This window comes from Streptomyces sp. NPDC056169, assembly GCF_042268445.1.
Taxonomy (GTDB): domain Bacteria; phylum Actinomycetota; class Actinomycetes; order Streptomycetales; family Streptomycetaceae; genus Streptomyces.
In genome coordinates this window covers 38,086-64,264 of sequence record NZ_JBHJUO010000003.1, presented here as the reverse complement: position 1 = coordinate 64,264, position 26,179 = coordinate 38,086, and the positions used below count along the sequence as shown (strand labels likewise).

Sequence of the window (26,179 nt, the reverse complement as noted above, 5' to 3'; positions counted from 1 at the left end):
ATGTAGAGTCCTGAATCATGAGGATGAGCGAAGGCGTGGAGTGGGCGCTGCACAGCTGCCTGAACCTGGCCTGGATCGGGCCGGAGCGGGCGGTCACCTCCGCGCGGCTCGCGGCCTATCACGAGCTGCCCGCCGCGTACCTCACCAAGCAGCTCCAGGCGCTCGCCCGGGCCGGGATCGTCACCTCGGTCTCCGGACCGAAGGGCGGCTTCCGGCTCGCCCGCGCCCTGGACCGGATCACGCTCATGGACGTCGTCGCCGCCGTCGAAGGCCCCGACGAGGCCTTCCGCTGCACCGAGATCCGGCAGCAGGGGCCGGGGGCGGGGCCCGCGGGGTCGTACGCCGCCGAGTGCGCCATCGCCGGCGCCATGGGACGGGCCGAACTGGCCTGGCGGCGCGAGCTCATGGCCCAGACCCTGGACGACGTCCGGGAGCGGGCGGAGCTCCAGGCGCCGGCCGCGCCCGACCGGATCCGCCACTGGTTCGCCAACGTCTGACACGACCGCCCTCCTGCCTTGGAGGGCTTCTCAAGGGGGTGATTCTGGATGTTAGATATCCAGGTTGAAGAACGCGGTGCCGGCGTCACGCGCCACCGGTCCGGACGGCCCGCCGTCGCCGCCGTCACGCTCGGCATCTTCACCGTCATGACCGCCGAACTCCTGCCGGTCGGACTGCTCACCCCGGCCGCCGCCGACCTGTCCGTCACCGAGGGCACAGCGGCCCTCATGGTGACCGTGCCCGGCCTCGTCGCCGCCGTCGCCGCGCCCCTCGTCACGGCCCGCGCGGCCGGCGCCGACCGCCGGACGCTCCTCGTCGCGCTCATGGTCCTCGCCGCCGTCGCCAACCTCGTCTCGGCGGCCGCCGGCCACCTCGCGGTCGTCCTCGCCGCCCGGACGCTCCTCGGCCTCGCGATCGGCGGGTTCTGGGCCCTCGCCGGCGGCCTCGCGCCCCGGCTCGTCCCGCCCGCCGCCGTCGGCCGGGCCACCGCCGTGGTCTTCGGCGGGGTCTCGGCCGCCTCGGTCCTCGGCGTCCCCGCCGCCACCGTGCTCGCCGAACGGGCGGGCTGGCGCTGGGCGTTCGCCGCCACCGGCCTCCTCTCCCTGCTCGCCGCGGCAGCCCTCCTGGCCCTGCTGCCCCGCCTCCCCGGACGGGCCCCGGGAACGGAAGGCCGCACCGGGCTCCGCGCACTCGCCGCGCTGCCCCGCCGCAACCGACGCGTGCGGGCCGGGCTGCTGCTCACCCTCGCGCTCGTGACCGGCCACTTCCTCGCGTACTCCTTCGTCCGCCCGCTGCTCACCGAGCACGCCCGCGTCCCCGAGACGCTCCTCGGCGTCCTGCTCCTCGGCTACGGCCTCGCGGGCGTCGCCGGGAACTTCCTCGCCGGCTCCCGGGCGGCCCGCTCCCCCCGCCGTACGCTCGCGGTCATCGCCGCCGCGCTCGGCGCCGTCCTCCTCGCGGCCTTCGCGGTCCCCGCCGCGGCCGCCGGACTGCTGATCCTCTGGGGGCTCGCCTACGGCGGGGTCTCGGTCGCCCTCCAGTCCTGGTTCATGGCCGCGGCCCCCGACGACGTCGAGTCCGCCACCGGCCTCAACGTCAGCGCCTTCTGCCTCGCGATCGCCCTCGGCGCCCTCCTCGGCGGGCTCCTGACCGACGCGTACGACCTCACCGCGGTCCTCCTGGCGGGCGCCGCGCTCACCCTGGCCGCCGTCCCGGTGGCCGCCCTCTCCGGAAGGAACACCCACTCATGAACGACTACACCCCCGCCGACGACCAGCGCGTCATCACCAACCCCGCCACGCTCCACGACCCCACCCCCTTCGGCTACAGCCACGCCGTGTCCGCGCCCGGAGAGCTCGTCTTCATCGGCGGCCAGTACGCCTCCGACGCCACCGGAGCCCCCGTCCCCGGGGACTTCGCCGCCCAGGTCGAGCTGTCCCTCACCAACCTGCGGCTCGCCCTGGAGGGCGTCGGCCTCGGCCTCGCCCACGTCGTCCGCCTCGGCTCGTACATCGTCGAGCACGACCTCGCCAAGCTGGAGGTCCTCGGCAAGGCCCTGCACGCGCACTTCGGCGAGCGGCTGCCCGCGCAGACCCTCAGCGGGGTCGCGGCGCTCGCCCTGCCGGGCATGCTCTTCGAGATCGACGCCGTCGCCGTACGGCCCGCGGGTCCCCACGGGGCCTGATCCACTTGCGGGGCGCCGGGCGCGGGTGTGCCCTGGAGGGTGCGGGAACCAAGGGGGTCGGACCCCGGGGGCGAGACGAAGGAGCTCCAGCCATGGCCGCACACGCAGCGGTACCGGCCCGAGGCCGGGCGACCAGCACCCGAGCGAGTAGCACCTGGGCCTGGGTACTCCCGGCCACGCTCGGCGTGATCTACGGCTGGTACGCGGCCTTCATCCAGAAGTCCGGCGCCCCGGTCACCTGGGGACTGTTCTGGCTCGGACTGATCTCGGCGGTCGTGCTCGGCGGGGCCGTGTACGGGCTCCACCGCGTCGGCCGCAGGCTGCCGCGCGAGGTCCACGCGGCCGCCTGGGGCAGCCTCGCGGGCATCGCGGTCGGCTTCCTCTACAGCCTGTCCGACGTGAGCATCCTGTCGGCGCTCGTCCTCGGCCTGATCGTCGGGGGAGTCGTCACCGTCGGCGCCTTCTACCTGTACTACACCCACGAGGACGCCGCGGGCCGCCCGGCGCCGTACTGACCCCCCGAGGTCCGGTTCCGGGTCCTGCGCCGGTAGTACGAGGCCGCCACGGCGGCGACGAGCACCGGCCAGGCCAGCAGGGGCGTGTAGCAGGCGGTCAGCAGGGCCTCCTGGGCCGCGGAGGCGGGAATGCCGGGGCCCAGGTCCGCGACCGAGGCGTACACGAACCACCCGGTGAGCGCGCACAGCCCCGCCACCCCGGCGAAGGCCGCGCCGGTCGCGGCGGCCGGATTCACCCGGCGCCCGCCCAGGAAGGGCATCCACCGGGGGAAGACCTCGCCCCAGGAGCGGACGAGCCCCAGGGTGAGGAAGGCCAGCAGCTCGGAGACGACGCTGAGGCAGACGACGTACACGGACTCGCCGACGCCCATCGTGCCGAACTCGGCGTCCTGCGTGACCGGGAGCCCGGCGACGAGAGCGAGGCGCCACAGCCCGGAGGGGAGCGTGACGAGCGGCACGGCGTGGGCGGCGAGGACGGCCCAACGAGGCACGCCGGGCAGGGCCTTGATCTTCATCATGCGACCAGCGTCCCGCCGGGCCCGGGGGCGGGGCGTCGCCCCGGGGACGGGTCCGTCTCCGCCGCGCGGGGGAGACGGCGCTCGTCCGCGCGGACCCGTCCGCCGTGGCGAGAAGCGGTGGTCCGACGGAGACTGGGAGAAGCGCTCTCTTTCCGACAGCCGCGGAGGAACGGCATGACCACCGACCTCGCCATCGAGACCGAGGGCCTGGTCAAGGTCTTCGGTACGAACCGCGCCGTCGACGGCATCGACCTGCGCGTCCCCGCCGGCACCGTCTACGGCGTCCTCGGCCCCAACGGCGCCGGCAAGACCACCGCCGTCAAGATGCTCGCGACCCTCCTCCGCCCCGACGGCGGCCGGGCCAGCGTCTTCGGCAAGGACGTCGTCAAGGACGCCGACACCGTGCGCGGCCGGGTCAGCCTCACCGGCCAGTACGCCTCCGTCGACGAGGACCTCACCGGCACCGAGAACCTGGTCCTGCTCGGCAGGCTGCTCGGCCACACCCGCCCCGACGCCCGCGAACGCTCCGGGCAGCTGCTCGCCGCGTTCGGGCTCGCGGACGCGGCGGACAAGCAGATCAAGAACTACTCGGGCGGCATGCGGCGCCGCATCGACATCGCCGCGTCCATCCTCAACACCCCCGACCTGCTCTTCCTCGACGAACCGACGACCGGCCTCGACCCGCGCAGCCGCAACCAGGTCTGGGACATCGTCCGCGCGGTCGTCGCCCAGGGCACCACGGTCCTCCTCACCACCCAGTACCTGGACGAGGCGGACCAGCTGGCGTCCCGCATCGCCGTCATCGACCACGGCAAGGTCATCGCGGAGGGCACCAAGGGCGAGCTGAAGGCCTCCGTCGGCTCGGGTTCGGTGCACGTACGCCTCCGGGACCCCGAGCAGCGCCCGGAGGCCGAGCGGGTCCTGCGGGACGCCCTGAACGCCACCGTCACGATCGACCCCGACCCCGTCGCGCTCACCGCCACCGTCAACGGCCACGGCACGGACCTGGGCGCCGCCGAGCAGGCCGCCCGCGCCCTGGCGGAGCTGTCACGGGCCGGGATCACGGTCGACAACTTCGCGCTCGGGCAGCCCAGCCTCGACGAGGTCTTCCTCGCCCTCACCGACCGGAAGGGAACGACGGCATGACCACCGGCACGACCGTCACCACCGGCAAGGACACGCAGACGACCGACGCCCTCGACTTCGTCGCCCCGAAGGCGGACGAACTCGCGGCGCTGTTCACGGGCCGGTCCCGTCCGCCGCGCCCCGGTGCGCTCGCCGCGTCGCTGACCTTCGGCTGGCGGGCCATGCTGAAGATCAAGCACGTGCCGGAGCAGCTGTTCGACGTGACGGCGTTCCCGATCATGATGGTGCTGATGTACACGTACCTCTTCGGGGGCGCGCTGGCCGGCTCGGTCGACGCGTACATCCAGTTCCTGCTGCCGGGCATCCTCGTGATGAGCGTCGTGATGATCACGATGTACACGGGCGTCTCGGTCAACACCGACATCGAGAAAGGCGTCTTCGACCGCTTCCGCACCCTGCCGATCTGGCGGCCGGCGCCGATGGTCGGCTACCTCCTCGGCGACGTCGTCCGCTATCTGATCGCCTCGGCGGTCATGCTCACGGTCGGCGTGATCATCGGCTACCGCCCGGACGGCGGGGTGGCGGGCATCCTGCTCGGGGTCGCGCTGCTGCTGGTCTTCTCGTTCGCGTTCTCGTGGATCTGGACGATGTTCGGCCTGCTGCTGCGCAGCGAGAAGTCCGTCATGGGCGTCTCGATGATGGTGATCTTCCCGCTCACCTTCCTCTCCAACGTCTTCGTCGACCCGAAGACGATGCCCGGCTGGCTCCAGGCCTTCGTCAACAACAACCCGGTCACCCATCTCGCCACGGCGGTCCGCGACCTGATGGCGGGCCGCTGGCCGGGCGCGGACATCGCCTGGACGCTGGGCTGGTCGGCGCTGTTCGTCCTGGTCTTCGGCTGGGTCACGATGAGGCTGTACAACCGGAAGTAGGGGCGTAGGCCGCGAGGTGCCGGCCGCGAATCAGGGCCTGTCCGGCGCTGGTTCGCCGGACAGGCCCTGATCCGCCGGACAGGCCCTAGGCTCCGCGCGGGGTCGTCTGCTGGACCGACCAGCGGTTGCCGTCGGGGTCGGCGAAGTAGACGAAGGAGCCCCAGGGCTGGTCGTCGATGCCGCTGACCTCGATTCCGCGGGCGGTGAGGTCGGCGTGGGCCTCCTCGATGTCGGTGACGACGACCTGCATGTTGTCGAGGGAGCCCGGGGGCATCTCCGTGATGCCCTTGCCGAAGGCGATCGAGCAGGCCGAGCCGGGCGGGGTCATCTGGACGAAGCGGATGTCCTCGCTGACCGGGATGTCGTGGTCGGCGTGGAATCCCACCCGCTCGTAGAAGGCCTTCGCCCGGTCGATGTCGGTGACGGGCACGCCGATCAGTTCCAGCTTGATGTCCATGGCGGTCACTCTCCGCGGACGACGACGACGGGGCAGGGGGAGTGCTGGGTGACGTGGGACGAGACCGAGCCCAGGACCGCCGCCTTGAAGCCGCTGTAGCCGCGGTCGCCGACGACGAGGAGCGTCGCGTCCTTCGCCGCGTCGAGCAGGGCCTGCGGGGCGTTGCCGCCGACCACCGTGCGGGTGGTCGCGGCGGCGACCTGCGGGTCGAGGGCCTTGTCCAGGGACTCGTCCAGGATCTGCTTGGCGAGCCGCTCGGGGTCGAACTCCGGCGGCACGCCCGGCATCAGCGTCGCCCACGAGGCCGGGTACTCCCAGCTGATCACCGCCTGGAGGGAGTCCCCGGTGAGGGCGGCCTGCGCGGCCGCCCACTTCAGCGCCCTCAGGGAAGGCGCCGATCCGTCCACACCCACCACGATCCTGCCGCCGGCCATCGCCGACCTCCGTTCGTTGTCGGGAACCCCAGGGAACTCAGGGAGGCTCCCCCACAACGTAACAAAGAGGTCAATCCAGCCGCAGGTCGGCCAACTGCTTCTCGAAGGGGACGATCCCGTCCTCCTCGGCCGACCGGGACGGCCGCGCCGCGACCGCGTCCGCCAGCTCGTGGCCCGCCCGGGTGATCCGGGACGGCAGCCCGTCCGTGTATTCGTCGCCGCCGGAGCCCCAGTCCTCCGAGGCCGCGTAGACGGCGGTCGGGATCGTGTGGGCCCGCAGGTAGGAGAAGAGCGGCCGCAGGGCGTGGTCCAGGACGAGCGAGTGGCGGGCCGTGCCGCCGGTCGCCCCGATCAGGACCGGGGTGCCGGCCAGCGCGGTCGGGTCGATCAGGTCGAAGAACGACTTGAACAGACCGCTGTACGAGGCCGTGAAGACCGGGGTCACCGCGACGACCCCGTCCGCGCCGGTCACCGTGTCGATCGCCTCCTGGAGCTTCTCCGAGGGGAAGCCGCTCACGAAGTTCTTCGCGATGTCGAGGGCCAGGTCGCGCAGTTCGACGACCTGGACGTCGACGGCGTACTCCTGCTCGGCCAGCCGGTAACGGGCCGCCTGGAGCAGCCGGTCGGCGAGCAGCCGGGTGGACGAGGGCGCGCTGAGTCCGGCGGAGACGGCGACCAGCTTCAGGGTCTGCATGACGTCAGGCCTCCTTGGCGGCGGTGCGGGTGACGGCGGGGTGGAGCGGGGCGGTGTCGGGGACGCCGGCCGGGCGCAGGTTCGCGAACTCCTTGCGCAGGACCGGGACGACCTCCTCGCCGAGGATGTCGAGCTGCTCCAGGACGGTCTTGAGGGGCAGTCCGGCGTGGTCGACGAGGAACAGCTGGCGCTGGTAGTCGCCCACGTAGTCGCGGAAGGACAGGGTGCGCTCGATGACCTCCTGCGGGGAGCCGACGGTCAGCGGGGTCTCCCGGGAGAACTCCTCCAGGGACGGGCCGTGGCCGTAGACGGGCGCGTTGTCGAAGTAGGGGCGGAACTCCCGTACCGCGTCCTGGGAGTTCTTGCGCATGAAGATCTGGCCGCCGAGGCCGACGATCGCCTGCTCGGGGGTGCCGTGGCCGTAGTGCGCGTACCGCTGCCGGTAGAGCCGGACCATCTTCTCGGTGTGCTGCTTGGGCCAGAAGATGTGGTTCGCGAAGAAGCCGTCGCCGTAGTAGGCGGCCTGCTCGGCGATCTCGGCGGAGCGGATGGAGCCGTGCCAGACGAACGGCGGGACGCCGTCGAGCGGGCGCGGGGTGGAGGTGAAGCCCTGGAGGGCCGTGCGGAACTTGCCCTCCCAGTCGACGACGTCCTCCCTCCACAGCTTGTGGAGGAGCGCGTAGTTCTCGATGGCGAGCGGGATGCCCTGGCGGATGTCCTGCCCGAACCACGGGTAGACCGGCCCGGTGTTGCCGCGGCCCATCATCAGGTCCACCCGGCCCTCGGCGAGGTGCTGGAGGGTCGCGTAGTCCTCGGCGATCTTCACCGGGTCGTTGGTGGTGATGAGGGTCGTGGAGGTGGAGAGGATCAGGTTCTCGGTGCGGGCGGCTATGTGCCCGAGGAGGGTCGTGGGGGAGGAGGGCACGAACGGCGGGTTGTGGTGCTCCCCGGTGGCGAAGACGTCGAGCCCGACCTCCTCGGCCTTGAGCGCGATGGCGACGGTGTCCTTGATCCGCTCGTGCTCGGTGGGGGTGCGGCCGGTGGTGGGGTCGGCCGTCACGTCGCCGACGGTGAAGATCCCGAACTGCATCGTGCTCACCTCTCGCGTTCCTGGAGTAGTTGTTGAAGCTTAAACTAACACGTCCAACGGCGCGACCCCCCGACGTATTCCGGCCCTGTACGCCGACCGCATTCCGGCCTGTACGCCGGACCGCATTCCGGCCCGCCCGTACCCCCGACCGCCCGTACCCTGGAGCGCATGACCGAGAAGACGTACGACAACGAGCGCTGGAAGGAGCGGGGCGTCATGCTCCGCGTCTTCGTGTACGTCTTCGCGACCCACGCCTTCGCCGGCTTCGTCTGGATCCTCTTCTACGTGGGGCAGAACGCCCAGAAGTAGGGACCCACGAGGCGCCGCCGAGGGCTCACGTAGAGTCCCCGACGTGAACGCTGCGATATCGGTCGTCGGAATCGGCGCGGACGGCTGGGACGGACTTCCCGAGCGCTCCCGCCGCGTTCTGCGCGCCGCCGAGGTCCTCATCGGCGCCCCCCGCCAGCTCGACCTCCTCCCCGCCGGAGAGTGCCCCGGCGAGCGGATCGCCTGGCCGTCACCCCTCCGGCCGGCCGTCCCCGGACTGCTCGCCGCCCACGAGGGCCGCGCGATCGCCGTCCTCGCCAGCGGGGACCCGTCGTACTACGGCATCGCCCGCACCCTGGCCGAGACGCTCGACGCCGACGGCTCCAGCGCCCTCCGGGTCTACCCGCACCCCTCCTCCGTCTCGTACGCCTGCGCCCGCCTCGGCTGGCCCCTGGAGGCCGTCGAGACCGTCTCCCTCGTCGCCAGGCCGCTCGCCGCGCTCTCCGCCGCCCTCCACCCCGGCCGCCGGCTCCTCGTCCTCGGCGAAGGCCCCGGCACCCCCGCGGAGGTCGCCGCGCTGCTGCGCCGCACCGGCTGGGGCGGCACCCGCATCCGCGTCCTCGAACAGCTCGGCGGGCCCGCCGAGCGGCTCCTCGACGCGACCGCGGCCGACTGGCCGCACGAGCGGACCGACGCCCTCCACGTCCTCGCCCTCGACTGCGTACGCGACCCGGACACCCTCCGGCTCGGCGCCGCGCCCGGCCTGCCCGACGAGGCGTACGAGCACGACGGACAGCTCACCAAGCGGTACGTCCGCGCCGCCACGCTCGCCGCACTCGCCCCCGCCCCCGGCGAACTCCTCTGGGACATCGGCGGCGGCTCCGGCTCCATCGGCATCGAATGGATGCGGACCCACCGCTCCTGCCGGGCGGTCGCGGTGGAGAAGTCCCCGGAGCGCGCCGCGCGCATCACCCGCAACGCCGACACCCTCGGCGTCCCCGCCCTCCGCGTCGTCACCGGACCGGCCCCGTCGGCGCTCACCGGCCTCCCCACCCCCGACGCCGTCTTCATCGGCGGCGGCCTCACCGTCCCCGGCCTGCTCGACGCCTGCTGGGACGCGCTCCCGGCCGGCGGCCGGCTCGTCGCCAACACCGTGACCCTCGAATCCGAGGCACTGCTCGCCGACCGCTACCGCCGCCACGGCGGCGAACTGGTCCGGCTCGCCGTCGCGGCGGCCGTGCCGGTGGGCGGGTTCACGGGCTGGCGCCAGGCGATGCCCGTCACGCAGTGGTCCGTCACCAAGTCAGGAGAACGAGCATGACCGTCTACTTCATCGGCGCGGGCCCCGGCGCGGCCGACCTGATCACCGTGCGCGGCGCGCGGACCCTCGCGCGGTGCGGGGTCTGTCTCTACGCCGGCTCCCTCGTCCCCACCGAGCTGCTCGCCGAGTGCCCGCCGGACGCCAGGCTCGTCGACACCGCCCAGCTCGACCTGGACCGGATCGTCGCGGAGATCGCCGCCGCCCACGAGGCCGGCCAGGACGTCGCCCGCCTGCACTCCGGCGACCCGTCCGTCTTCAGCGCGGTGGCGGAGCAGATGCGCCGACTCGACGCGCTGGAGATCCCGTACGAGGTCGTGCCGGGCGTCCCGGCGTTCGCGGCGGCGGCCGCGGCGCTGAAGCGGGAGCTGACCGTCCCCACCGTCGGCCAGACGGTGATCCTCACCCGGATCGCCCAGCAGGCCACCCCGATGCCCGAGGGCGAGGACCTGGCGACGCTCGGCCGCAGCGGCGCCCTGCTCGTCCTCCACCTCGGCGCCCGCTACGTCGACCGGATCGTCTCCGAGCTCGTCCCCCACTACGGCGCGGACTGCCCGGCGGCCGTCGTGGCGATGGCCAGCCGCCCCGACGAGCTCGTCCTGCGGGGCACCCTGGAGGACATCGCGGGCCAGGTGAAGGACGCCGGCATCACGAAGACGGCGGTGATCCTGGTCGGTCGCACGCTCGCGGCGAAGGAGTTCCGCGACAGCCACCTGTACGACCCGGCGCGCGACCGTCACGTCTGCTGACCGTCGTATCCGGCCGACGGCCCCGTCTGCTGACCGCGCGCGGCGGGGCCCCGAAGAGTCCGATCCCCGGGGCCCCGCCGCGTCTGCTGCCCTACGCGTTCGGCCGCTTGCCGTGATTCGCGTTCTTCTTCTTGCGGGCGCGCCGCTTGTTGCCTCGCTTCGCCATGGGACTCCCTCTCGCTCGTGGGGGGTATGTCCCGGTAAGCCTAGATTCGGGCCGAGGGGGCCGCACGTCGGCCGTCGGAGCCGTGTTGTCTCATGGACCGGTGACTGTCTACGACGTGGCCCGGGCGATGCCGGGCATCGAGGAACTGCGCGACCACTCCCGGGGGCTCGCGATGCTGGACGCCGTCCTCTGCCCGGAGTGGGAGGGCCGGTACTACTCCTTCGACGCGCACTGGTCGGAGAGCGAGCAGCTGGCGTCGATGAAGAACGGTTCGGGCGACGAGTACACGATCGTCCTCTCGCCGGCGGGGGCGTACGCGAGGGTCTTCGACCACGAGTCGCCGCTGAGCCCGTTCGGGCCGCTCGCGGACGGGCAGACCTGGCCCGGGGTGCTCGACGGGGTCCCGGAGGCCTTCCGTGAGTACCTGACGGAGCCCGCGTTCACGGACGAGGACGGGGTGCACGTGACCACCGCCTGCCTGTGGCGCGAGCCCGCGGACACGGCCTGGCGCACGGGATCGGTCGCCTTCCCGTACCTGGACGGCCACGAGGACCCGGACGGCTCCGGCCGCCTCCTCCGCCTCCTCACGGACCGCTCGGCGGAGGCGTACGCGGAGTGGGCCGCGGACCACTACGAACGCCCCGTCGACCTCGAAGCCGTACGCCACGTCCTCGCCCTCCGGCCGCTGACCCCGGAGCTCGTGGCGACCCTCAACCCGGAGACGGACCTCGCCGCCCTCGCGGAGGACGTGCGGGAGATCGGCTACCCGGGCTGAGAGGTCCGGCTCAGACCGCCGCCCCCTCAGCCGCTCCCTGTGACGCCCATTCCGGTGCCAGGATCGACATCACCGTCGCGTCGACCCGCTCGCCCTGCCACAGCAGGGCCCCGCGCAGGACGCCCTCGGCGGTGAAGCCGGCCTTCTCGTAGGCGCGGCGGGCGCGGGGGTTGAAGGCGTAGACCTCCAGATGGACGCGGTAGAGGCCGAGGGCATCGAAGCCGTGGCCGACGATCAGGCGCGTCGCCTCCGTGCCGAGGCCGCGGCCGACCGCGTCCGGGACGAAGACGATGCGGAACGAGCAGCTCTCGTTCTCCTCGTCCCATTCGTTGAGCACGGCCTCGCCGACGACCCGGCCCGTCGCCCGCTCCACCACCGCGAGGTCGAGGCGGTCGTCCTGGGCGCCCCGGGAGGCGTACCACTTCCGCAGCGCCGGCTCCTCGAAGTGCGTGTGGCAGCCGGTCAGCCGCATGACCTCCGCGTCCTCGTAGAGCGGCAGCAGCGCCGGTACGTCGTCCTCCGTGACGGGACGGAGGGTCACGAGGTCGCCGGTGAGCGTGGGCTTGTGCGAGAAGTCGGTCATCCCGGGATTCTCGGCGGCGGGGCCGGGCGCTGTCGCGGCGTTTTACGCGTCGCCCGGGCCGAGCTGTACGTCCCCGGGGCCGAGCCGCGCGTCGCTCGGGCCGAGTGCCGCGTCGCCCGGGCCCCGTACCGACGAGCGGCCCACGACCGTGCCCGCGCGGTCGATGCAGATCACGTCCACCGCGACGGGCGCGCCGCGCAGGACCGCGAGGGACTCGTCGCGGGCGCGGGCGGCGACCAGGTCGCCGAGGGGGACGCCGGCGGCCTCGCAGAGGCGGAGGGCGGCGAGGCCCGTGTTCGCCCCGGCGATCTCCGCGGCCAGGGACTCCGAGGCGCCGCCGGTGCGGGCCAGGTCGGCGAGGAAGCCCTTGTCGACCTGGGAGCGGGCCGAGTGGAGGTCCAGATGGCCCGCGGCCAGCTTGGACAGCTTGGCGAAGCCGCCGCAGACCGTGAGCCGGTCCACGGGGTGGCGCCGGATGTACTTGAGGACCGCGCCCGCGAAGTCGCCCATGTCGAGGAGGGCGATCTCCGGCAGCTCGTACATCCCCGCGACCGTCTTCTCGGAGGTCGAGCCGGTGCAGCCGGCGACGTGCGTGAGGCCGCCCGCGCGGGCCACGTCCACGCCCCGCCGGATGGAGTCGATCCAGGCCGAGCAGGAGTACGGGACGACGACGCCGGTCGTGCCGAGGATCGACAGGCCGCCGAGGATGCCGATCCGTGGGTTCCAGGTGGAGCGGGCGATCTCGGCGCCGTTGTCGACGGAGACGGTGATCTCGACGTCCCCGGGCGCCCCGTGCCGGGCGGCGACCGCGGCGACGTGCTCGCGCATCAGCTGCCGGGGCACGGGGTTGATCGCGGGTTCGCCGACCTCCAGGGGAAGGCCGGGGAGCGTGACCGTGCCGACGCCCTCGCCCGCCCGGAAGACGACGCCGGAACCGGGCGGCAGGAGCCGTACCGTCGAGCGGATCACGGCGCCGTGGGTGACGTCGGGGTCGTCGCCGGCGTCCTTCACGACGGCCGCCATGGCCGAACCGGCCGCCAGGGACTCGCCCGTCAGCGCGAAGGCCGGCGTCTGTCCCTTCGGGAGCGTGATCGTCACCGGGTCCGGGAACTCGCCGGTGAGGAGCGCCGTGTACGCGGCGGTCGTCGCCGCCGTCGCACAGGCACCGGTCGTCCACCCCGGGCGCAGACCGGTGTGCTTGAGTTGGGCCTCGCGCCCGCCGCCCGGCATCCCGCCGCCCGCTGTCCCGCTGCCCGACTTCACGAAGAGGCTCCTGTGCTGCACATACTCATTCTCGGGGGGACGACCGAGGCCCGCGCGCTCGCCGGACTGCTGCACGGCGAGCACGGCGAGGTCCGGGTCACCAGTTCCCTCGCGGGGCGGGTGGCGAACCCCCGGCTGCCGGCCGGCGAGGTCCGGATCGGCGGGTTCGGCGGTGCGGACGGTCTCGCGGCCTGGCTGCGCGAGCACGCCGTGGACGCGGTCATCGACGCCACCCATCCCTTCGCCGAGCGGATCAGCTTCAACGCGGCCCGGGCGGCCGCCACCGCCCATGTTCCCCTGCTGGCGCTGCGCCGTCCCGGCTGGGTCCCGGTGGCGGGCGACGACTGGCACTCCGCGGCCTCCCTGGAGGAGGCGGCCGGGGCGCTGGACGGCCTCGGCGACCGGGTCTTCCTGACCACGGGCCGCCTGGGCCTCGCGTCCTTCGCGGACCGCCCCGAGTGGTTCCTGGTCCGCTCGGTCGACGCCCCGGACGCCCCGATGCCGGCCCGCACCGAGATCCTCCTCGACCGGGGTCCCTTCACCCTGGACGGCGAGCGGGAGCTCCTGGCCCGCCACCGGATCGACGTCCTGGTGACGAAGGACAGCGGCGGCGCGGCGACCGCCCCGAAACTGACCGCGGCCCGCGAGGCGGGCATCCCGGTCGTGGTGGTCCGCCGCCCCCCGGTCCCGGAGGGCGTCCCCACGGCGGCGACCCCCGAGGAGGCCGCCGCCTGGGCGCAGGCGCTGCCCGCCTAGGGCTACGGGGCCTCGGGCGTGCCGAGTTCGGTGACCTCGACCCAGTTCATGGCCGGGTCCGTCGCGTCGAGCGCGTTGCCCCAGGCGTCGATGGCGACGACGCCGTAGAGCACGTTCTCGCCGTCCGCCGCGCTCTCGTGGAGGTACGAGTCCGCGTCCTTCGTGAGGAGCTCGACATCGTGCGCGAGCCAGCCCGTGGTGCCCTCGCCGTCGTCGTACCACTCGGCCTTGTAGATCTTGTAGAGCTTGACGTCCGGCTCCGGGTTGGGCGTCCACTCCAGGAACACACCGTCTTCGCGCGGGGTCGCCTTCAGGCCGGTGACCGGCGCCGGGGCGACGCGGTCGCCGGAGGTCGTGAACGAGGTCGCCGCGGCGGCGGAGGCGTTGCCCGCGCGGTCCACGGCCTTGACCGTGAACTGGTACGTCGTGCCGTAGTCGCCCCAGGGGTGGACGTACCGGGTGTCGGTGACCGTCTCGGTGAGGACACCGTCGACGTAGACGCGGTACGCGGCCACGTCCGTCGCGGAGGGCGCGGTCCAGGTGAGGACGGCGTCCCCGGTCGACGCCCGCACGGCCTTCAGGCCCGTCGGCGCGCCCGGAGCCGTACGGTCCACGGAGGTGACGGGGAGGTCGACGGTGCCGAGGGACTCGTTGCCCGCCTTGTCCACGGCACGGATCTCGTACGCGTACGCCTGCCCCGTGGGCGGAGGGCTGTTGGTGAACGTGGTGGTGGTGAGCGGTGAGGTGGTGCCGCCGACGCGGGACCAGGCGGTGGTGCCGGTGAGGCGCCGGTAGACGCGGTAACCGGCGAGGTCCATCTCCTTGTTCGCCGTCCAGCGCGTGGTGACCTTGTTGAGGGTCTTGTCGTAGGCGGTCGTGAAGCCGGCCGGCGCGAGGGGCCGGACCTTGTCGACGGTCGCCGAAGTGCGGGGCGCGTAGCCGACCTTGACGTTCGCGGCGCCCGTCCAGGTCACGTAGTGGACCGTGAGGGTGTGGCGGCCCGCCGGGATCGTGAGGTCGACCGTCTTCTTCTGGGTGGTGGAGTTGTTCTTCCAGAGGTCGATCTTGCGGACGCCGTCGAGGCTGACGCGGATGCCGTCCTGGGCCTCGGCGGTGAAGGTGAAGGGGCCGCCGGAGCCGAAGTCGCGGCTGAGGGTCCAGCGGACGCCGAAGTTGTCCTTCGGCAGCGTGGTGACGGCCGGGTCGCCGAGGCCGTAGTTCTCGGCGATGACGCTGTCGCAGGTGGTCAGCTTGGGCGTGCCCGTGAGGGTGGTGTTGGCGTAGTACTCCGCCTTCCACAGCGGGGACGCGCAGGTGACGGCCGCGGCGGCCGGGGTGGCGGTCAGCAGGCCGCCGGATGCGACGAGGGCGGCCGTGGTGGCCAGCGCGCTCAGCCGGGTACGAGTGATCACGAAGAGTGGGGCCCTTTCCGGACCTGCGGGAACAGATGGCGCGTGGGGGAAGGGGCGGTGCGGGTGGGGCCGGTGTTCCGCCGGTGGGGGACTCTACCGGCGGGTTCCTTCCGCGCGACAGGGGATTCGGTCCGGCGTTCAAGGGATACGGCGTCCGCGAGGTCGGCAAGGCGGCCCGGGGCGCCGCCGACACCGTCTTCCCACCGGCCTCCGCGTCGAAGCCGGGGCCCCCGTCGTACCGCCTCACGCACTACGACGGGAGCCCCCGTCGTACCGCCTCACGCACTACGACGGGAACACGAGCGGCCAGGGCGTCAGCCGTAGCGGCGCGGGGTCCAGGCGATCGTTCGGCCGTCCGCCCGCTCCACCGCCCGCGTCTGCGACGAGCCGACGAGCAGCAGGGTGCGCATGTCGACCTCGGACGGGTCCAGGGTCTTCAGCGTCAGGACGCGCACCGACTGCTCCGGGCCGCCCACGTCACGGGCGACGACCACCGGGGTCTCCGGGGCGCGCAGCTCCAGGAGGAGGTCGCGGGCCGCGGCCACCTGGTGCGTACGGGACTTGGAGCCCGGGTTGTAGAGGGCGATGACCAGGTCGGCGCCGGCGGCGGCCCGCAGCCGGGCCTCGATGACGTCCCACGGCTTGAGCCGGTCGGAGAGCGAGATGGTGGCGTAGTCGTGGCCGAGCGGGGCGCCCGCGGCGGCGGCGGCCGCGTTGGCCGCGGTCACGCCGGGCAGGACCCGCACGGGCACGTCCGCGTACTCCGGTTCGCAGGCGACCTCCAGGACCGCGGTGGCCATGGCGAAGACGCCCGGGTCGCCGCCGGAGACGACCGCGACCTTGCGCCCGCGCCGGGCCAGGTCGAGCGCGAACTCGGCGCGCTCCGACTCGACCTTGTTGTCGGAGCCGTGCCGGATCTGCCCGGGGCGCAGCTCGGGCACCCGGTCCAGGTAGGTGGTGTAGCCGACGAGGACGTCGGCGTTGACGAGCGCGCCGCGCGACTCGGGCGTCAGCCAGGGCGCGCCGGCGGGGCCGGTGCCGACGACGACGACCTCGCCCCGTTCCCGTACCGGGGGTTCCTGGTCGACGCGGGAGGGGAGGACCGCGACCGAGAAGTACGGGACGGACTCGGGGTCGATGCCGGCGAGGTCGCCGGTCCGCTCGCCCGCCATGAACGCTCGCTCCACGTACCGCGCGTCGTCCAGCCGGCCCGCCCGCTCCAGGGCGCGCTTCACGGTGGGGAAGGTGCGGCCGAGCTTCATCACGACCGCCGAGTCGGTGCCCGCGAGACGGGCCGTCAGCTCGTCCTCCGGCAGCGTGCCGGGGATGATCGTGAGGACCTCCTCCGCCTCGCACAGCGGCTCGCCGAGCCGGGCGGCGGCGGCGCTCACCGAGGTGACGCCGGGGATGACGGTCGTGTCGTAGCGGTCCGCGAGCCGCTTGTGCATGTGCTGGTACGAGCCGTAGAAGAGCGGGTCGCCCTCGGCGAGGACGGCGACCGTGCGGCCGGCGTCGAGGTGGGCGGCGAGCCGGGCCGCGGCCTCCTCGTAGAAGTCGTTCAGGGCGCCCCGGTAGCCGCCGGGGTGGTCCGTGGTCTCCACCGTGAGCGGGTACATCAGCCGCTCCTCGACGTGGTCCTCGCGGATGTGCTCGGCGGCGATGGAGCGCGCGATGGAGCGGCCGTGGCGGGCCGAGTGGTACGCGATGACGTCGGCGGCGGCGATGGCCTTCACGGCGGCGACCGTCATCAGGTTCGGGTCGCCGGGGCCGAGCCCGACCCCGTACAGCTTGCCGGTCACGGCGTCCGTCCCGCTCATGCCTGGATCTCCGCTTCGTGGGCGAGGGCGTTGATCGCGGCGGCGGTCATCGCGCTGCCGCCGCGCCGGCCCCGTACGACGAGGTAGTCGAGGTCCAGGACGTTGGCGGCGAGCGCGTCCTTGGACTCGGCGGCGCCGATGAAGCCGACCGGTATGCCGAGGACGGCGGCGGGCTTCCCGGCGCCCTTCGCGATCATCTCCAGGAGGTGGAAGAGCGCGGTGGGGGCGTTGCCGATGGCGACGACGGAGCCTTCGAGGCGGTCCCGCCAGAGTTCGAGCGCGGCGGCGGAGCGGGTGGTGCCGAGCTCGGCGGCGAGGCCCGGTACGGCCGGGTCGGAGAGCGCGCAGATCACCTCGTTGTCGGCGGGCAGCCGCTTGCGGGTGACGCCGCTGGCGACCATCTGCGCGTCGCAGAGGATCGGCGCTCCGGCGCGCAGGGCCTCGCGGGCGTTCGCCACGACCTGGGGGGAGTACGCGATGTCCTGGACGAGATCGGTCATGCCGCAGGCGTGGATCATCCGGACCGCCACCTGGGCGACGTCGGCGGGCAGGCCCGCGAGCTCCGCCTCGGCGCGGATCGTGGCAAAGGACCGACGGTAGATCTCCGCCCCGTCCTTCTCGTAGTCGAACATCCTGGTGCTCTCGCTCATCTCGTCGTCGTGGTGGCGGGGTTCGTGCGGGCGTGGGTCACCGCTTCGGGCAGGGCGGTACGGGGGGTGGGGACGCCGTCCACCAGATAGGCGCCGTCGGCGGTGGCGACGACGTCGACCCAGGCGCCGTGCGGGTGCCCGCAGCGGCGCTCGCACCCGGAGTAGTGGACGGGGAGGAGCCCGGCGGAACCCGGGTGGGGCCCGGCGGACGGGAGCGGCCCGGCGGAACCCGGGTGGGGCCCGGTGGACGGGAGCGGCCTTGCGGACCCCGGGTGCGCGTCGGCGCGGACGTCCGCGAGGGACTTGGCGCAGCCGGGGCGCCCGGTGCAGGCGCCGACGCCCGCCCAGGGGGAGTCGGGGCGGGTGATCAGCCCGTACGAGGCGAGGTCCGTGAGCCGGTCCGGGAGCTGGTCCCCGAGCCGGTCCGGGAGCCGCTCCCCGAGCCGGTCCGCGTCCGTCGCCCGCGCCCGCGCCCCGACGACGACGGCACCGCGCCACGGCGTCAGCCGTACCTCGTCGGCGGGCAGCAGCGCGCGCAGCTGGGCGGCGGTGAGGCGGCCGAGGGGCACGAGGACGTACAGGGCGGTGGCGCCGAGGGGCCCGGGGGCGAGGGGCGCGCGCTCACGTAGGTGTGGCGCGGGTACGGGCTCCGCCGCGATCCCCGCGCGGGCGAGCGCGCCCGCGACGTCCGGGGCGTGGTCCTCCGGCAGCTCCCGCACCCGCCAGGCGCCGTTTCCGGCCGTGCGGGCGGCGTCCAGGAAGGCCCCGGCGGCGGCGAGCGCGGCCCGGGGCGCGTCGGCTCCGCCGACCCGGAAGGCCCGCCCGCCGACGTACAGGACCGCCGTCCCCGGCTCCACTGCGACCAAGGTCACATCGCCGCCGAGCCCCGCCACGTCACCGCGCCCGTCGTCGAGCACGAACAGGAAACGGCCGGAAAGCGCCGCGGCCCACGGCTCGCCGCACAGCAGCCCGTCGAGCTCGCGGGCCCACAACTGGACCTCGGGGCCGCCGAGTCCGTCGAGACCGGCGGCGGGCGAGGCGACGATGTTGCGGACGCGTTCGTGGGTGGGGGAGGGCAGCAGGCCCGCCTCCGCGAGCAGTGCGGCGAGCTCCGCCCCGCACTCCTCCGTGAGGCCGCGCAGCTCCGCGTTCCCCCGGGAGGTGAGGCTGATCCGCCCGTCGCCCAGGGACTCCGCGGCCGTCGCCAGAGCCTCGACCTGACGAGACGTCAGACGTCCTGCGGGCAGCCGCAGTCGGGCCAGCCGGCCGTCGTCGGCGGCGTGCAGGCGCAGCGCCCCGGGGCAGGCGTCGCCACGGTCCCGTATGCGAGCTTCGTCCCGTTCGGGCGTCGGGGGAGGGGTGGGCGGCATGGCGGCGAGCATACCCACGGGGCACCGGGCCGCCACCGAGTGTGATCCGGCCGACTCCACGGCCCGCCCCGCCCCGACGACGCCACGATCTAGGATGCAGATCGGCATGGGGTCCCAGGGCCCCGGGGAGGAAGCCCGGTGAGAATCCGGCGCGGTCCCGCCACTGTGAGCCCGTACCAGCGATGGCACGGGTGAGCCAGGAACTCCCGCCGTCCACACGACCACCCGGGGCGCGGACAACCCCGAGGAAGGGCCTGCGCACGCCATGCTTCTGCTGCTGTCGCACTCCGACACCGACCTGCTCAGTGCCCGCGCGGCGAACGCCGCCTCGGCCGAGGGCCCGGTGGAGTACCGCTTCGCCAACCCCTCCCGGCTGCCCCTCGCCGAACTGCCCGCCCTCCTCGACGGCGTCGAGCTCGTCGTCGTCCGCCTCCTCGGCGGCCTCCGTTCCTGGGAGGAGGGGATCGACGCGATCCGCGCCACCGGGAAGCCGGTCGTCGTGCTCAGCGGCGAACAGGCCCCCGACGCGCAGCTGATGGAGACCTCGACGGTCCCCGTCGGCGTCGCCACCGAGGCGCACGCCTACCTCGCGCACGGCGGCCCCTCGAACCTGGAGCAGCTCGCCCGCTTCCTCTCCGACACCGTCCTCCTCACCGGCCACGGCTTCGAGGCCCCGGCCGCCGCCCCCACCTGGGGCCCCCTGGAGCGCACGGCCCGTACCGAGAGCGGCCCGACGATCGCGGTGCTCTACTACCGCGCCCACCACATGAGCGGGAACACCGCCTTCGTGGACACCCTGTGCGAGGCGATCGAGGACACGGGCGCCCAGGCGCTCCCGCTGTACGTGGCGTCCCTGCGCGCCCCCGAGGCGGAGCTGCTCGACCGGCTCCGTACCGCCGACGCGATCGTCACCACCGTCCTCGCCGCGGGCGGCACCAAGCCCGCCGAGGCGCAGGCCGGCGGCGACGAGGAGGCCTGGGACGCGGGCGCGCTCGCCGCGCTCGACGTGCCGATCCTCCAGGCGCTGTGCCTGACCGGTTCGCGCGAGAACTGGGAGGAGAACGACGAGGGCCTGTCGCCGCTGGACGCGGCCAGCCAGGTCGCCGTCCCCGAGTTCGACGGCCGGCTCATCACCGTCCCGTTCTCCTTCAAGGAGATCGACGCGGACGGCCTGCCCGCATACGTCGCGGACGCCGAGCGCGCCGCCCGGGTCGCCGGAATCGCGGTCCGCCACGCGCGGCTCCGCCACATCCCGAACGCCGAGAAGAAGCTGGCGCTCGTCCTCTCCGCGTACCCGACGAAGCACTCCCGCATCGGCAACGCGGTCGGCCTGGACACCCCGGCCTCCGCCGTCTCCCTCCTCCGCCGCCTGATCGCGGAGGGATACGACTTCGGCCCGACCGAGGAGCTCCCCGGTCTCGTCTCCGGCGACGGCGACGAGCTGATCTACGCCCTCATCGAGGCCGGCGGCCACGACCAGGACTGGCTCACCGAGGAGCAGCTCGCCCGCAACCCGGTCCGGATCCCGGCCGCCGACTACAAGCGCTGGTACGCCGAACTCCCCGCCGAGCTCCGCGCGTCCGTCGAGGAGCACTGGGGCCCGGCGCCCGGCGAGATGTTCCTCGACCGCTCCCGCAACCCGGAGGGCGACATCGTGCTCGCCGCCCTGCGCCGCGGGAACCTGCTGGTCCTCATCCAGCCGCCGCGCGGCTTCGGCGAGAACCCGATCGCGATCTACCACGACCCCGATCTGCCGCCGTCCCACCACTACCTGGCGGCCTACCGCTGGATCGCCGCCCGCGCCGAGGACGGCGGCTTCGGCGCCGACGCCATGGTCCACCTGGGCAAGCACGGCAACCTGGAGTGGCTGCCCGGGAAGAACGCCGGCCTGTCCGCCGCCTGCGGCCCCGACGCGGCCCTCGGCGACATCCCCCTGATCTACCCCTTCCTCGTCAACGACCCGGGCGAGGGCACGCAGGCCAAGCGGCGCGTGCACGCGACGCTCGTCGACCACCTGGTGCCGCCGATGGCGCGCGCCGAGTCGTACGGCGACATCGCGCGCCTGGAGCAGCTGCTCGACGAGTACGCGCAGATCTCTTCCATGGACCCGTCGAAGCTGCCGGCGATCCGCGCCCAGATCTGGACGCTGATCCAGGCGGCGAAGCTGGACCACGACCTGGGGCTCCAGGACCGCCCGGAGGACGACGGCTTCGACGACTTCCTGCTGCACGTCGACGGCTGGCTGTGCGAGGTCAAGGACGCCCAGATCCGCGACGGCCTGCACGTCCTGGGCGGCGCCCCGGAAGGCGAGGCCCGCGTCAACCTGGTCCTCTCCATCCTCAGGGCCCGCCAGATCTGGGGCGGTACGCAGGCGCTGCCGGGCCTGCGCGAGGCACTGGGCCTGGACGAGTCGGCCATGGACCGGGCCCGGACCGACGACATCGAGGAGCGCGCCCGCCGGGTGGTCGAGGCGATGGAGGCCGCCGGCTGGTCCGTGGACGCGATCACGGACGCCGCCGTCCTGGGCCTGGGCGCCCCGCCGATGGGCGGCACCGCGTACGGCATGCAGCTGGAGTCCGTGAAGACGGTCCTCCGCTTCGCCTGCGAGCAGGTGGTTCCCCGCCTGGCCGGCACCACGAACGAACTGACCCACGCGGTCCACGCCCTGAACGGCGGCTTCGTCCCGGCCGGACCGTCGGGCTCGCCGCTCCGCGGCCTGGTCAACGTCCTGCCGACGGGCCGCAACTTCTACTCGGTCGACCCGAAGGCCGTCCCCTCCCGCCTGGCGTGGGAAACGGGCCAGGCCCTCGCCGACTCGCTCCTGGAGCGCTACCGCACGGACAACGGCGAGTGGCCCACCTCCGTCGGACTCTCCCTCTGGGGTACGAGCGCGATGCGCACCGCGGGCGACGACGTGGCAGAGGCGCTCGCCCTGCTCGGCGTCCGCCCGCTCTGGGACGACGCCTCGCGCCGGGTGAACGGCCTGGAGGCCATCCCCCTCGCCGAACTGAACCGCCCCCGAGTGGACGTCACCCTCCGCATCAGCGGCTTCTTCCGGGACGCGTTCCCGCACGTCATCGGCCTCCTGGACGACGCGGTACGCCTGGTGGCGTCGCTCGACGAGCCGGCCGCCGACAACTACGTCCGGGCACACGCGCAGGCCGACCTGGCCGAGCACGGCGACGAGCGGCGCGCCACGACCCGCATCTTCGGCTCCCGTCCCGGGACGTACGGCGCGGGCATCCTCCAGCTGATCGACAGCCGCGACTGGCGCACGGACGCCGACCTCGCGGAGGTCTACACGGTCTGGGGCGGCTACGCCTACGGCCGCGGCCTCGAAGGCCGCCCGGCGCGCGCCGAGATGGAGACGGCGTACAAGCGCATCGCGGTCGCCGCGAAGAACACGGACACCCGCGAGCACGACATCGCCGACTCGGACGACTACTTCCAGTACCACGGCGGCATGGTGGCGACCGTCCGCGCGCTGAAGGGCACGGCCCCCGAGGCGTACATCGGCGACTCCACCCGCCCGGAGACGGTCCGCACCCGCACGCTGGTCGAGGAGACCTCCCGGGTCTTCCGCGCCCGCGTGGTCAACCCGCGCTGGATCGAGGCGATGCGCCGCCACGGCTACAAGGGCGCGTTCGAGCTGGCGGCGACGGTCGACTACCTCTTCGGCTACGACGCCACGACGGGCGTGGTCGCCGACTGGATGTACGACAAGCTCACCCAGGAGTACGTCCTCGACGCCGACAACCAGGCCTTCCTCAAGGAGGCCAACCCCTGGGCCCTGCACGGCATCGCGGAGCGCCTCCTCGAAGCCGAGTCCCGCGGCATGTGGGAGAAGCCGGACCCGGAGACCCTGGCCGCCCTGCGCCAGGTCTTCCTGGAGACGGAAGGCGACCTCGAAGGCGCCGCAGGGTCCGACGGCGAGGAGTAACCCTCCTCCACGTCCGCGCGGTCTCCGAAGGCCCCGCTCACCGCACGGGGGTCGGTGGACGGGGCCTTCGGCATGCCCGCGCACGCCCTGCCCGCTCAGGCGGAGGCTATGCGCAGGATCAGGGCGGCCGTCGCGACGAGGGTGAGGACCGCCGGCGGGGCCAGTTCGTAGTCCTTCGCGCGGAGGTGGGTGATCACGGCGCCCGCGAAGTAGAGCGTCACGCCGATGGCCGCCGCCACGCCGAGCGCGGGGACGGCGAGGCCTGCGAGGAGGCCGAGTGCGCCGGCCGACTTCGCCGTCGCGAGCCAGGGGAGCCAGGACTCGGGCACTCCCAGCTTGGTCATGTTGCCGGCGATCTGCGGGTTGCGCGTGAAGGTCAGGAAGGCCGAGGCGGAGAGGGCGAAGGCGAGCAGCGCGGCGACGACGGCGTAGCCGATGAACATGGACGGGCTCCTATGGTGGCGGCAGGACAATCGTTGAACGGTATCAACGATTGTCCTGGCTCCACAATGGGGCCGCTGTTACCGTGGACGGCATGGCAGCACATCCCACCGATCGCCTCGGCTTCCTCCTCTCCTTCCGGGGGGAGCTCACCGGTGCGCGCATTCGCGCGGCCCTGGGTGTCGTGGGCCTGCACCCGCGGAACGCGATGACGTTGATGCAGCTCGCCCCGGGGGCCATGAGCCAGCGCGAGCTGGCCTCCGTGATGGAGATCGACCCCAGTCAACTCGTCGCGATTCTCAATGAGTTGGAGATTGACGGCCTGGCCGAGCGGCGGCGCGATCCCGCCGACCGGCGGCGGCACATCGTCGAGATCACCCCGGCGGGCACCGAGGCCCTCGAACGGGTCGACGCGGCGGTGGGCGCCGCGGAGCGCGAGCTGTTCGGGGATCTGACCGAGGCCGAACAGGTCCTGCTGCGCGGTCTGTTGGACCGCGTCGTCGTCGATCCCGCCGATCACGAGTGCGGGTAGGCGGGTAGGCGGGACGGACCGATGGACGTCGGAGGGTAGATGTCTTGTGGTGGGTGCCTTGTAGTGGGTGCCTTCTAGGGGGTGCCTTCTAGGGGGTGCCCAGGACCCTTACCGCTTCCACGATCAGGTCCCAGAAGCCCGCCGCGTCGACCTCCATCCCCACCTCCGCGTTCGGAGGCAGGCCCGTCACGCCGTTCAGGTCGACGACCGTCGCGCCCCGCGTCCACGTCCCCGTCAGTTCCACCCGCACCGCCGCCCGGACCAGGCTGACCAGTGACGGGTCGATGAGGTGGGCCACCGTCAGCGGGTCGTGCAGCGGGGGTGCGTCGAAGCCGTACACCTCGCGGTAGGTCGACGCGAAGTAGGTGAGCAGCTCCACGCACAGCCGGCTCAGCGGGGTGCCGAGAGCCGCGATCCGGGCGATGACCTCGGGGGTGGCCCGCACCTGGTGGGTGGCGTTGAGGCCGAACATCGTCACCGGCACTCCGCAGGCGAAGACGATGTCCGCCGCCTCCGGGTCGCAGAGGATGTTGAACTCGGCGGCGGGCGTGGTGTTTCCGCGCTCCACCGACCCGCCCATCAGGACGATCCGCTCGATGCGGTCCGTCAGCCGCGGGTGCGCGAGGAGCAGCGTCGCGATGTTCGTCAGGGGGCCCGTCGGGACGAGGGTGACGGGGGCCGGGTGGCGCATCAGGGTGTCCCGGAGGAGCGTGAGCGCGTCGCGCGGGTCCTGCGGCACGGTCGGCTCGCCCGTGCCGAAGCCCGCGCCCGGGCCGGACTCCCAGTTCGGGCCGTCGAGCCCCGAGCCGCCGTGGATGTTCTCGGCGATGAGCGGCGCGCCCCGCTGCCGGGCGTGCAGGGGGCCCGCCGCGCCCGCCGCGATCGGCACGCCCCTGATTCCGGCGGCCTCGCACATCCGGCGCGCGTTGAGCGTGGTCTTGTCGACCGACTGGTTGCCCGCGACGGTGGTGATCGCGAGGAGGTCCACGCCGGGGTGGGCGGCGGCCAGCAGGATGTTGAAGGCGTCGTCGTGGCCGGGATCGCAGTCGAGGATCACGGGTACGGGCATGTCTCCACCGTCCCACAGGGAGCGGGCGCCGTCACGGACCCTTCCGGGTCATCCCTTGTTCTTGGCGGCCTGCGCCGTCTGCGCCGACTTCACCGCCGCCGCCGCGTCGACGTTCCCGAGGCCCAGTTTGGCGAGCTTCTGCGGGTTGGCCGCCGTGTCGCGGATGGTCTGCATGATCGCGGCGGGGTCCAGGCCCTGGTGGTGCAGGAGCGCGGCCACGGCGGAGACGTACGGCGTGGCCATCGACGTACCGGAGAGCTTTCCGTACCCGGAGAGGTTCTTCAGGGTCTCCTTCGACGTGTAGGTGGGGAGCGTGGAGAGGATGTCGACGCCGGGGGCCGTCACGGCGTTCTGCGCGCCGAAGTTGGTGAAGGACGCGGGGGAGCCGGTCTGGTCGGCGGCGTTGACGACGAGGACCGGGGTGTCGATCTTGTACGGCTGGAGCGCGGTGGAGTCGTTGCCCGCTGCGGCGACCACGACCGCGCCCTTGTTGTTGGCGTGGGTGATGGCCTGGTTGAGGACGCCGCCCTTGAGGAGGCGGGCCATCAGGCCGGACTCGCCCAGGGAGAGGTTGATGACGTGGGCGCCGTGGTCGGCGGCCCACACGATGCCCTTGGTGATGTTGGCATCGGTCCCGCTGCCGTCGGCGCCGAGCACCCGCACCGGCATGATCTTGGGGCCGGGCGCGCCGCCCGCGACCCCGATGCCGTTCTCGGTGTGGGCGGCGGCGATGCCGGAGACATGGGTGCCGTGGCCGTTGAGGTCCTTCGGCTCCGTGTCGTCGTCGACGAAGTCGTAGCCGTCGACGAGGCGCCCCTTGAGGTCCGGGTGGTCGAGGTCGACACCGGTGTCGACGACGGCGATGACCGTGTCCTCGCCCTTCGACACGGACCACGCGTCCGGCATGTTGAGCGCGTCGAGCCCCCATTGCTGGCCCCGCAGCGGGTCGGGCTTGTCGTCGTCGCTGCCGCAGCCGGTGGCGAACGCGGCGGTGAGCGCGGCGAGGGCGGTGAGGGCGGCAAAGGTGGCGGTGGCGGGCCGGCGGCGGCGCATGAAGTCTCCCCATTTGTCGGCGTTTGGGACAGTCAACAACCCGTTCGGAGTGCTCGCATCTCGAAGATCCTTCGACAGAAACCCGCATTGTTCTAGTAGAGTGCGAACAA

28 protein-coding genes and 1 riboswitch are annotated in these 26,179 nt (G+C 73.2%); of the genes, 13 read left to right on the top strand and 15 right to left on the bottom strand.

The window, feature by feature from the left end; all coding sequences use genetic code 11:
• Nucleotides 1–23 precede the first annotated feature (23 nt).
• The 4 genes from ACFC0G_RS05230 to ACFC0G_RS05215 all read left to right on the top strand — a co-directional run bounded on the left by ACFC0G_RS05230 (nt 24) and on the right by ACFC0G_RS05215 (nt 2,697).
• The gene (locus ACFC0G_RS05230; RefSeq protein ID WP_376398424.1) at nt 24–497 is read left to right on the top strand and encodes an RrF2 family transcriptional regulator; all 474 of its coding nucleotides are present in this window, start codon (nt 24–26) and stop codon (nt 495–497) included.
• Nucleotides 498–545: 48 nt separating this feature from the next.
• On the top strand, nt 546–1,748 hold the full coding sequence (locus ACFC0G_RS05225; protein ID WP_376397482.1) for an MFS transporter: 1,203 nt from the start codon (nt 546–548) through the stop codon (nt 1,746–1,748).
• A complete protein-coding gene (locus tag ACFC0G_RS05220; RefSeq protein ID WP_376397479.1) occupies nt 1,745–2,182 on the top strand; it encodes a RidA family protein in 438 nt (145 codons plus the stop codon). Before ACFC0G_RS05225 ends, ACFC0G_RS05220 begins: the two co-directional genes overlap by 4 nt.
• A gap of 92 nt (nt 2,183–2,274) precedes the next feature.
• Nucleotides 2,275–2,697, top strand: a complete 423-nt coding sequence (locus ACFC0G_RS05215; protein ID WP_376397476.1) for a hypothetical protein — start codon at nt 2,275–2,277, stop codon at nt 2,695–2,697.
• Here ACFC0G_RS05215 and ACFC0G_RS05210 read toward each other — a convergent pair.
• Nucleotides 2,655–3,215 carry a hypothetical protein gene (locus ACFC0G_RS05210; RefSeq protein WP_376397473.1) on the bottom strand — a complete coding sequence of 187 codons (561 nt, stop codon included), beginning with the start codon at nt 3,213–3,215 and terminating at the stop codon, nt 2,655–2,657. The genes ACFC0G_RS05215 and ACFC0G_RS05210 overlap by 43 nt on opposite strands.
• A gap of 174 nt (nt 3,216–3,389) precedes the next feature.
• On the opposite strand from ACFC0G_RS05210, the gene ACFC0G_RS05205 reads away from it, so the two are divergent.
• Both ACFC0G_RS05205 and ACFC0G_RS05200 read left to right on the top strand, forming a co-directional pair.
• Nucleotides 3,390–4,361 carry an ATP-binding cassette domain-containing protein gene (locus ACFC0G_RS05205; protein WP_376397470.1) on the top strand — a complete coding sequence of 324 codons (972 nt, stop codon included), beginning with the start codon at nt 3,390–3,392 and terminating at the stop codon, nt 4,359–4,361.
• Nucleotides 4,358–5,233 (top strand): ABC transporter permease, encoded by an 876-nt coding sequence (locus ACFC0G_RS05200; protein ID WP_376397467.1) that lies wholly within the window; start codon nt 4,358–4,360, stop codon nt 5,231–5,233. Before ACFC0G_RS05205 ends, ACFC0G_RS05200 begins: the two co-directional genes overlap by 4 nt.
• 85 nt (nt 5,234–5,318) lie before the next feature.
• Here the strand turns inward: ACFC0G_RS05200 and ACFC0G_RS05195 are convergent, their stop codons facing one another.
• The 4 genes from ACFC0G_RS05195 to ACFC0G_RS05180 all read right to left on the bottom strand — a co-directional run bounded on the left by ACFC0G_RS05195 (nt 5,319) and on the right by ACFC0G_RS05180 (nt 7,908).
• A complete protein-coding gene (locus ACFC0G_RS05195; RefSeq protein WP_376397464.1) occupies nt 5,319–5,690 on the bottom strand; it encodes a VOC family protein in 372 nt (123 codons plus the stop codon).
• A gap of 5 nt (nt 5,691–5,695) precedes the next feature.
• On the bottom strand, nt 5,696–6,124 hold the full coding sequence (locus ACFC0G_RS05190) for a universal stress protein (RefSeq protein ID WP_376397461.1): 429 nt from the start codon (nt 6,122–6,124) through the stop codon (nt 5,696–5,698).
• A 70-nt stretch (nt 6,125–6,194) separates the two neighbouring features.
• A complete protein-coding gene (locus ACFC0G_RS05185) occupies nt 6,195–6,818 on the bottom strand; it encodes an FMN reductase (RefSeq protein WP_376397458.1) in 624 nt (207 codons plus the stop codon).
• Nucleotides 6,819–6,822: 4 nt separating this feature from the next.
• Nucleotides 6,823–7,908, bottom strand: coding sequence for an LLM class flavin-dependent oxidoreductase (locus ACFC0G_RS05180; RefSeq protein ID WP_376398420.1), 1,086 nt, complete (start codon nt 7,906–7,908; stop codon nt 6,823–6,825).
• 168 nt (nt 7,909–8,076) lie between these two features.
• On the opposite strand from ACFC0G_RS05180, the gene ACFC0G_RS05175 reads away from it, so the two are divergent.
• The 3 genes from ACFC0G_RS05175 to cobM are packed head-to-tail and all read left to right on the top strand — an operon-like array spanning nt 8,077 to nt 10,242.
• Nucleotides 8,077–8,217 (top strand): DUF6126 family protein, encoded by a 141-nt coding sequence (locus ACFC0G_RS05175; protein WP_376397455.1) that lies wholly within the window; start codon nt 8,077–8,079, stop codon nt 8,215–8,217.
• A gap of 43 nt (nt 8,218–8,260) precedes the next feature.
• Nucleotides 8,261–9,496, top strand: a complete 1,236-nt coding sequence (gene cbiE, locus ACFC0G_RS05170) for a precorrin-6y C5,15-methyltransferase (decarboxylating) subunit CbiE (protein WP_376397453.1) — start codon at nt 8,261–8,263, stop codon at nt 9,494–9,496.
• Complete coding sequence (gene cobM / locus ACFC0G_RS05165; RefSeq protein ID WP_376397450.1) at nt 9,493–10,242, top strand: precorrin-4 C(11)-methyltransferase; 750 nt, start codon at nt 9,493–9,495, stop codon at nt 10,240–10,242. The genes cbiE and cobM overlap by 4 nt, the downstream gene beginning before the upstream one ends.
• A 91-nt stretch (nt 10,243–10,333) precedes the next feature.
• On the opposite strand, the gene ACFC0G_RS05160 is transcribed toward cobM, so the two are convergent.
• Nucleotides 10,334–10,408: a 50S ribosomal protein bL37 gene (locus tag ACFC0G_RS05160; protein ID WP_015034725.1), complete on the bottom strand. Its 75-nt coding sequence runs from the start codon at nt 10,406–10,408 to the stop codon at nt 10,334–10,336.
• A 127-nt stretch (nt 10,409–10,535) separates the two neighbouring features.
• On the opposite strand from ACFC0G_RS05160, the gene ACFC0G_RS05155 reads away from it, so the two are divergent.
• A complete protein-coding gene (locus ACFC0G_RS05155) occupies nt 10,536–11,183 on the top strand; it encodes a hypothetical protein (protein WP_376398418.1) in 648 nt (215 codons plus the stop codon).
• A 10-nt stretch (nt 11,184–11,193) separates the two neighbouring features.
• Here the strand turns inward: ACFC0G_RS05155 and ACFC0G_RS05150 are convergent, their stop codons facing one another.
• Together ACFC0G_RS05150 and ACFC0G_RS05145 are read right to left on the bottom strand one after the other, a co-directional pair.
• On the bottom strand, nt 11,194–11,766 hold the full coding sequence (locus ACFC0G_RS05150; RefSeq protein WP_376397447.1) for a GNAT family N-acetyltransferase: 573 nt from the start codon (nt 11,764–11,766) through the stop codon (nt 11,194–11,196).
• Between the two features lie 42 nt (nt 11,767–11,808).
• Nucleotides 11,809–12,996: a cobalt-precorrin-5B (C(1))-methyltransferase gene (locus ACFC0G_RS05145; protein ID WP_376398416.1), complete on the bottom strand. Its 1,188-nt coding sequence runs from the start codon at nt 12,994–12,996 to the stop codon at nt 11,809–11,811.
• A 48-nt stretch (nt 12,997–13,044) separates the two neighbouring features.
• On the opposite strand from ACFC0G_RS05145, the gene ACFC0G_RS05140 reads away from it, so the two are divergent.
• Entirely contained in the window at nt 13,045–13,785 is a 741-nt protein-coding gene (locus tag ACFC0G_RS05140; RefSeq protein ID WP_376398413.1) for a cobalt-precorrin-6A reductase, read from the top strand.
• Between the two features lie 2 nt (nt 13,786–13,787).
• On the opposite strand, the gene ACFC0G_RS05135 is transcribed toward ACFC0G_RS05140, so the two are convergent.
• The 4 genes from ACFC0G_RS05135 to ACFC0G_RS05120 all read right to left on the bottom strand — a co-directional run bounded on the left by ACFC0G_RS05135 (nt 13,788) and on the right by ACFC0G_RS05120 (nt 19,046).
• Nucleotides 13,788–15,197 carry a fibronectin type III domain-containing protein gene (locus tag ACFC0G_RS05135; RefSeq protein ID WP_376397444.1) on the bottom strand — a complete coding sequence of 470 codons (1,410 nt, stop codon included), beginning with the start codon at nt 15,195–15,197 and terminating at the stop codon, nt 13,788–13,790.
• 314 nt (nt 15,198–15,511) lie between these two features.
• Entirely contained in the window at nt 15,512–17,014 is a 1,503-nt protein-coding gene (cobJ, locus tag ACFC0G_RS05130; protein WP_376397441.1) for a precorrin-3B C(17)-methyltransferase, read from the bottom strand.
• Complete coding sequence (locus ACFC0G_RS05125) at nt 17,011–17,664, bottom strand: precorrin-8X methylmutase (RefSeq protein ID WP_376397438.1); 654 nt, start codon at nt 17,662–17,664, stop codon at nt 17,011–17,013. Before ACFC0G_RS05125 ends, cobJ begins: the two co-directional genes overlap by 4 nt.
• Entirely contained in the window at nt 17,661–19,046 is a 1,386-nt protein-coding gene (locus ACFC0G_RS05120; protein ID WP_376398410.1) for a cobalamin biosynthesis protein CobG, read from the bottom strand. Before ACFC0G_RS05120 ends, ACFC0G_RS05125 begins: the two co-directional genes overlap by 4 nt.
• 79 nt (nt 19,047–19,125) lie before the next feature.
• Nucleotides 19,126–19,259, top strand: a riboswitch (cobalamin riboswitch).
• A gap of 40 nt (nt 19,260–19,299) precedes the next feature.
• Between ACFC0G_RS05120 and cobN the strand changes: the two genes are divergently transcribed.
• Nucleotides 19,300–22,974 carry a cobaltochelatase subunit CobN gene (gene cobN, locus ACFC0G_RS05115; RefSeq protein ID WP_376397435.1) on the top strand — a complete coding sequence of 1,225 codons (3,675 nt, stop codon included), beginning with the start codon at nt 19,300–19,302 and terminating at the stop codon, nt 22,972–22,974.
• 95 nt (nt 22,975–23,069) lie between these two features.
• Here cobN and ACFC0G_RS05110 read toward each other — a convergent pair whose 3' ends face one another.
• A complete protein-coding gene (locus ACFC0G_RS05110; protein WP_376397432.1) occupies nt 23,070–23,417 on the bottom strand; it encodes a DoxX family protein in 348 nt (115 codons plus the stop codon).
• Nucleotides 23,418–23,509: 92 nt separating this feature from the next.
• On the opposite strand from ACFC0G_RS05110, the gene ACFC0G_RS05105 reads away from it, so the two are divergent.
• Nucleotides 23,510–23,947, top strand: coding sequence for a MarR family winged helix-turn-helix transcriptional regulator (locus ACFC0G_RS05105; protein WP_376397429.1), 438 nt, complete (start codon nt 23,510–23,512; stop codon nt 23,945–23,947).
• Between the two features lie 88 nt (nt 23,948–24,035).
• On the opposite strand, the gene ACFC0G_RS05100 is transcribed toward ACFC0G_RS05105, so the two are convergent.
• Together ACFC0G_RS05100 and ACFC0G_RS05095 are read right to left on the bottom strand one after the other, a co-directional pair.
• Complete coding sequence (locus tag ACFC0G_RS05100; RefSeq protein WP_376397426.1) at nt 24,036–25,016, bottom strand: nucleoside hydrolase; 981 nt, start codon at nt 25,014–25,016, stop codon at nt 24,036–24,038.
• 48 nt (nt 25,017–25,064) lie between these two features.
• Complete coding sequence (locus ACFC0G_RS05095) at nt 25,065–26,069, bottom strand: S8 family peptidase (protein WP_376397423.1); 1,005 nt, start codon at nt 26,067–26,069, stop codon at nt 25,065–25,067.
• Nucleotides 26,070–26,179: the final 110 nt, after the last annotated feature.

What these genes read in the sequence shown, in the direction of transcription:
- ACFC0G_RS05180 (WP_376398420.1), bottom strand. Translation starts at nt 7,908, where the DNA reads ATGCAGTTCGGGATCTTCACCGTCGGCGACGTGACGGCCGACCCCACC.
- ACFC0G_RS05230 (WP_376398424.1), top strand. Translation starts at nt 24, where the DNA reads ATGAGCGAAGGCGTGGAGTGGGCGCTGCACAGCTGCCTGAACCTGGCC.
- ACFC0G_RS05210 (WP_376397473.1), bottom strand. Translation starts at nt 3,215, where the DNA reads ATGATGAAGATCAAGGCCCTGCCCGGCGTGCCTCGTTGGGCCGTCCTC.
- ACFC0G_RS05145 (WP_376398416.1), bottom strand. Translation starts at nt 12,996, where the DNA reads ATGCCGGGCGGCGGGCGCGAGGCCCAACTCAAGCACACCGGTCTGCGC.
- ACFC0G_RS05175 (WP_376397455.1), top strand. Translation starts at nt 8,077, where the DNA reads ATGACCGAGAAGACGTACGACAACGAGCGCTGGAAGGAGCGGGGCGTC.
- ACFC0G_RS05185 (WP_376397458.1), bottom strand. Translation starts at nt 6,818, where the DNA reads ATGCAGACCCTGAAGCTGGTCGCCGTCTCCGCCGGACTCAGCGCGCCC.
- ACFC0G_RS05120 (WP_376398410.1), bottom strand. Translation starts at nt 19,046, where the DNA reads ATGCTCGCCGCCATGCCGCCCACCCCTCCCCCGACGCCCGAACGGGAC.
- ACFC0G_RS05195 (WP_376397464.1), bottom strand. Translation starts at nt 5,690, where the DNA reads ATGGACATCAAGCTGGAACTGATCGGCGTGCCCGTCACCGACATCGAC.
- ACFC0G_RS05105 (WP_376397429.1), top strand. Translation starts at nt 23,510, where the DNA reads ATGGCAGCACATCCCACCGATCGCCTCGGCTTCCTCCTCTCCTTCCGG.
- ACFC0G_RS05225 (WP_376397482.1), top strand. Translation starts at nt 546, where the DNA reads ATGTTAGATATCCAGGTTGAAGAACGCGGTGCCGGCGTCACGCGCCAC.
- ACFC0G_RS05215 (WP_376397476.1), top strand. Translation starts at nt 2,275, where the DNA reads ATGGCCGCACACGCAGCGGTACCGGCCCGAGGCCGGGCGACCAGCACC.
- ACFC0G_RS05095 (WP_376397423.1), bottom strand. Translation starts at nt 26,069, where the DNA reads ATGCGCCGCCGCCGGCCCGCCACCGCCACCTTTGCCGCCCTCACCGCC.
- ACFC0G_RS05200 (WP_376397467.1), top strand. Translation starts at nt 4,358, where the DNA reads ATGACCACCGGCACGACCGTCACCACCGGCAAGGACACGCAGACGACC.
- ACFC0G_RS05110 (WP_376397432.1), bottom strand. Translation starts at nt 23,417, where the DNA reads ATGTTCATCGGCTACGCCGTCGTCGCCGCGCTGCTCGCCTTCGCCCTC.
- ACFC0G_RS05155 (WP_376398418.1), top strand. Translation starts at nt 10,536, where the DNA reads ATGCCGGGCATCGAGGAACTGCGCGACCACTCCCGGGGGCTCGCGATG.
- cobN (WP_376397435.1), top strand. Translation starts at nt 19,300, where the DNA reads ATGCTTCTGCTGCTGTCGCACTCCGACACCGACCTGCTCAGTGCCCGC.
- ACFC0G_RS05150 (WP_376397447.1), bottom strand. Translation starts at nt 11,766, where the DNA reads ATGACCGACTTCTCGCACAAGCCCACGCTCACCGGCGACCTCGTGACC.
- ACFC0G_RS05125 (WP_376397438.1), bottom strand. Translation starts at nt 17,664, where the DNA reads ATGAGCGAGAGCACCAGGATGTTCGACTACGAGAAGGACGGGGCGGAG.
- ACFC0G_RS05205 (WP_376397470.1), top strand. Translation starts at nt 3,390, where the DNA reads ATGACCACCGACCTCGCCATCGAGACCGAGGGCCTGGTCAAGGTCTTC.
- ACFC0G_RS05100 (WP_376397426.1), bottom strand. Translation starts at nt 25,016, where the DNA reads ATGCCCGTACCCGTGATCCTCGACTGCGATCCCGGCCACGACGACGCC.
- ACFC0G_RS05220 (WP_376397479.1), top strand. Translation starts at nt 1,745, where the DNA reads ATGAACGACTACACCCCCGCCGACGACCAGCGCGTCATCACCAACCCC.
- ACFC0G_RS05190 (WP_376397461.1), bottom strand. Translation starts at nt 6,124, where the DNA reads ATGGCCGGCGGCAGGATCGTGGTGGGTGTGGACGGATCGGCGCCTTCC.
- cobJ (WP_376397441.1), bottom strand. Translation starts at nt 17,014, where the DNA reads ATGAGCGGGACGGACGCCGTGACCGGCAAGCTGTACGGGGTCGGGCTC.
- cobM (WP_376397450.1), top strand. Translation starts at nt 9,493, where the DNA reads ATGACCGTCTACTTCATCGGCGCGGGCCCCGGCGCGGCCGACCTGATC.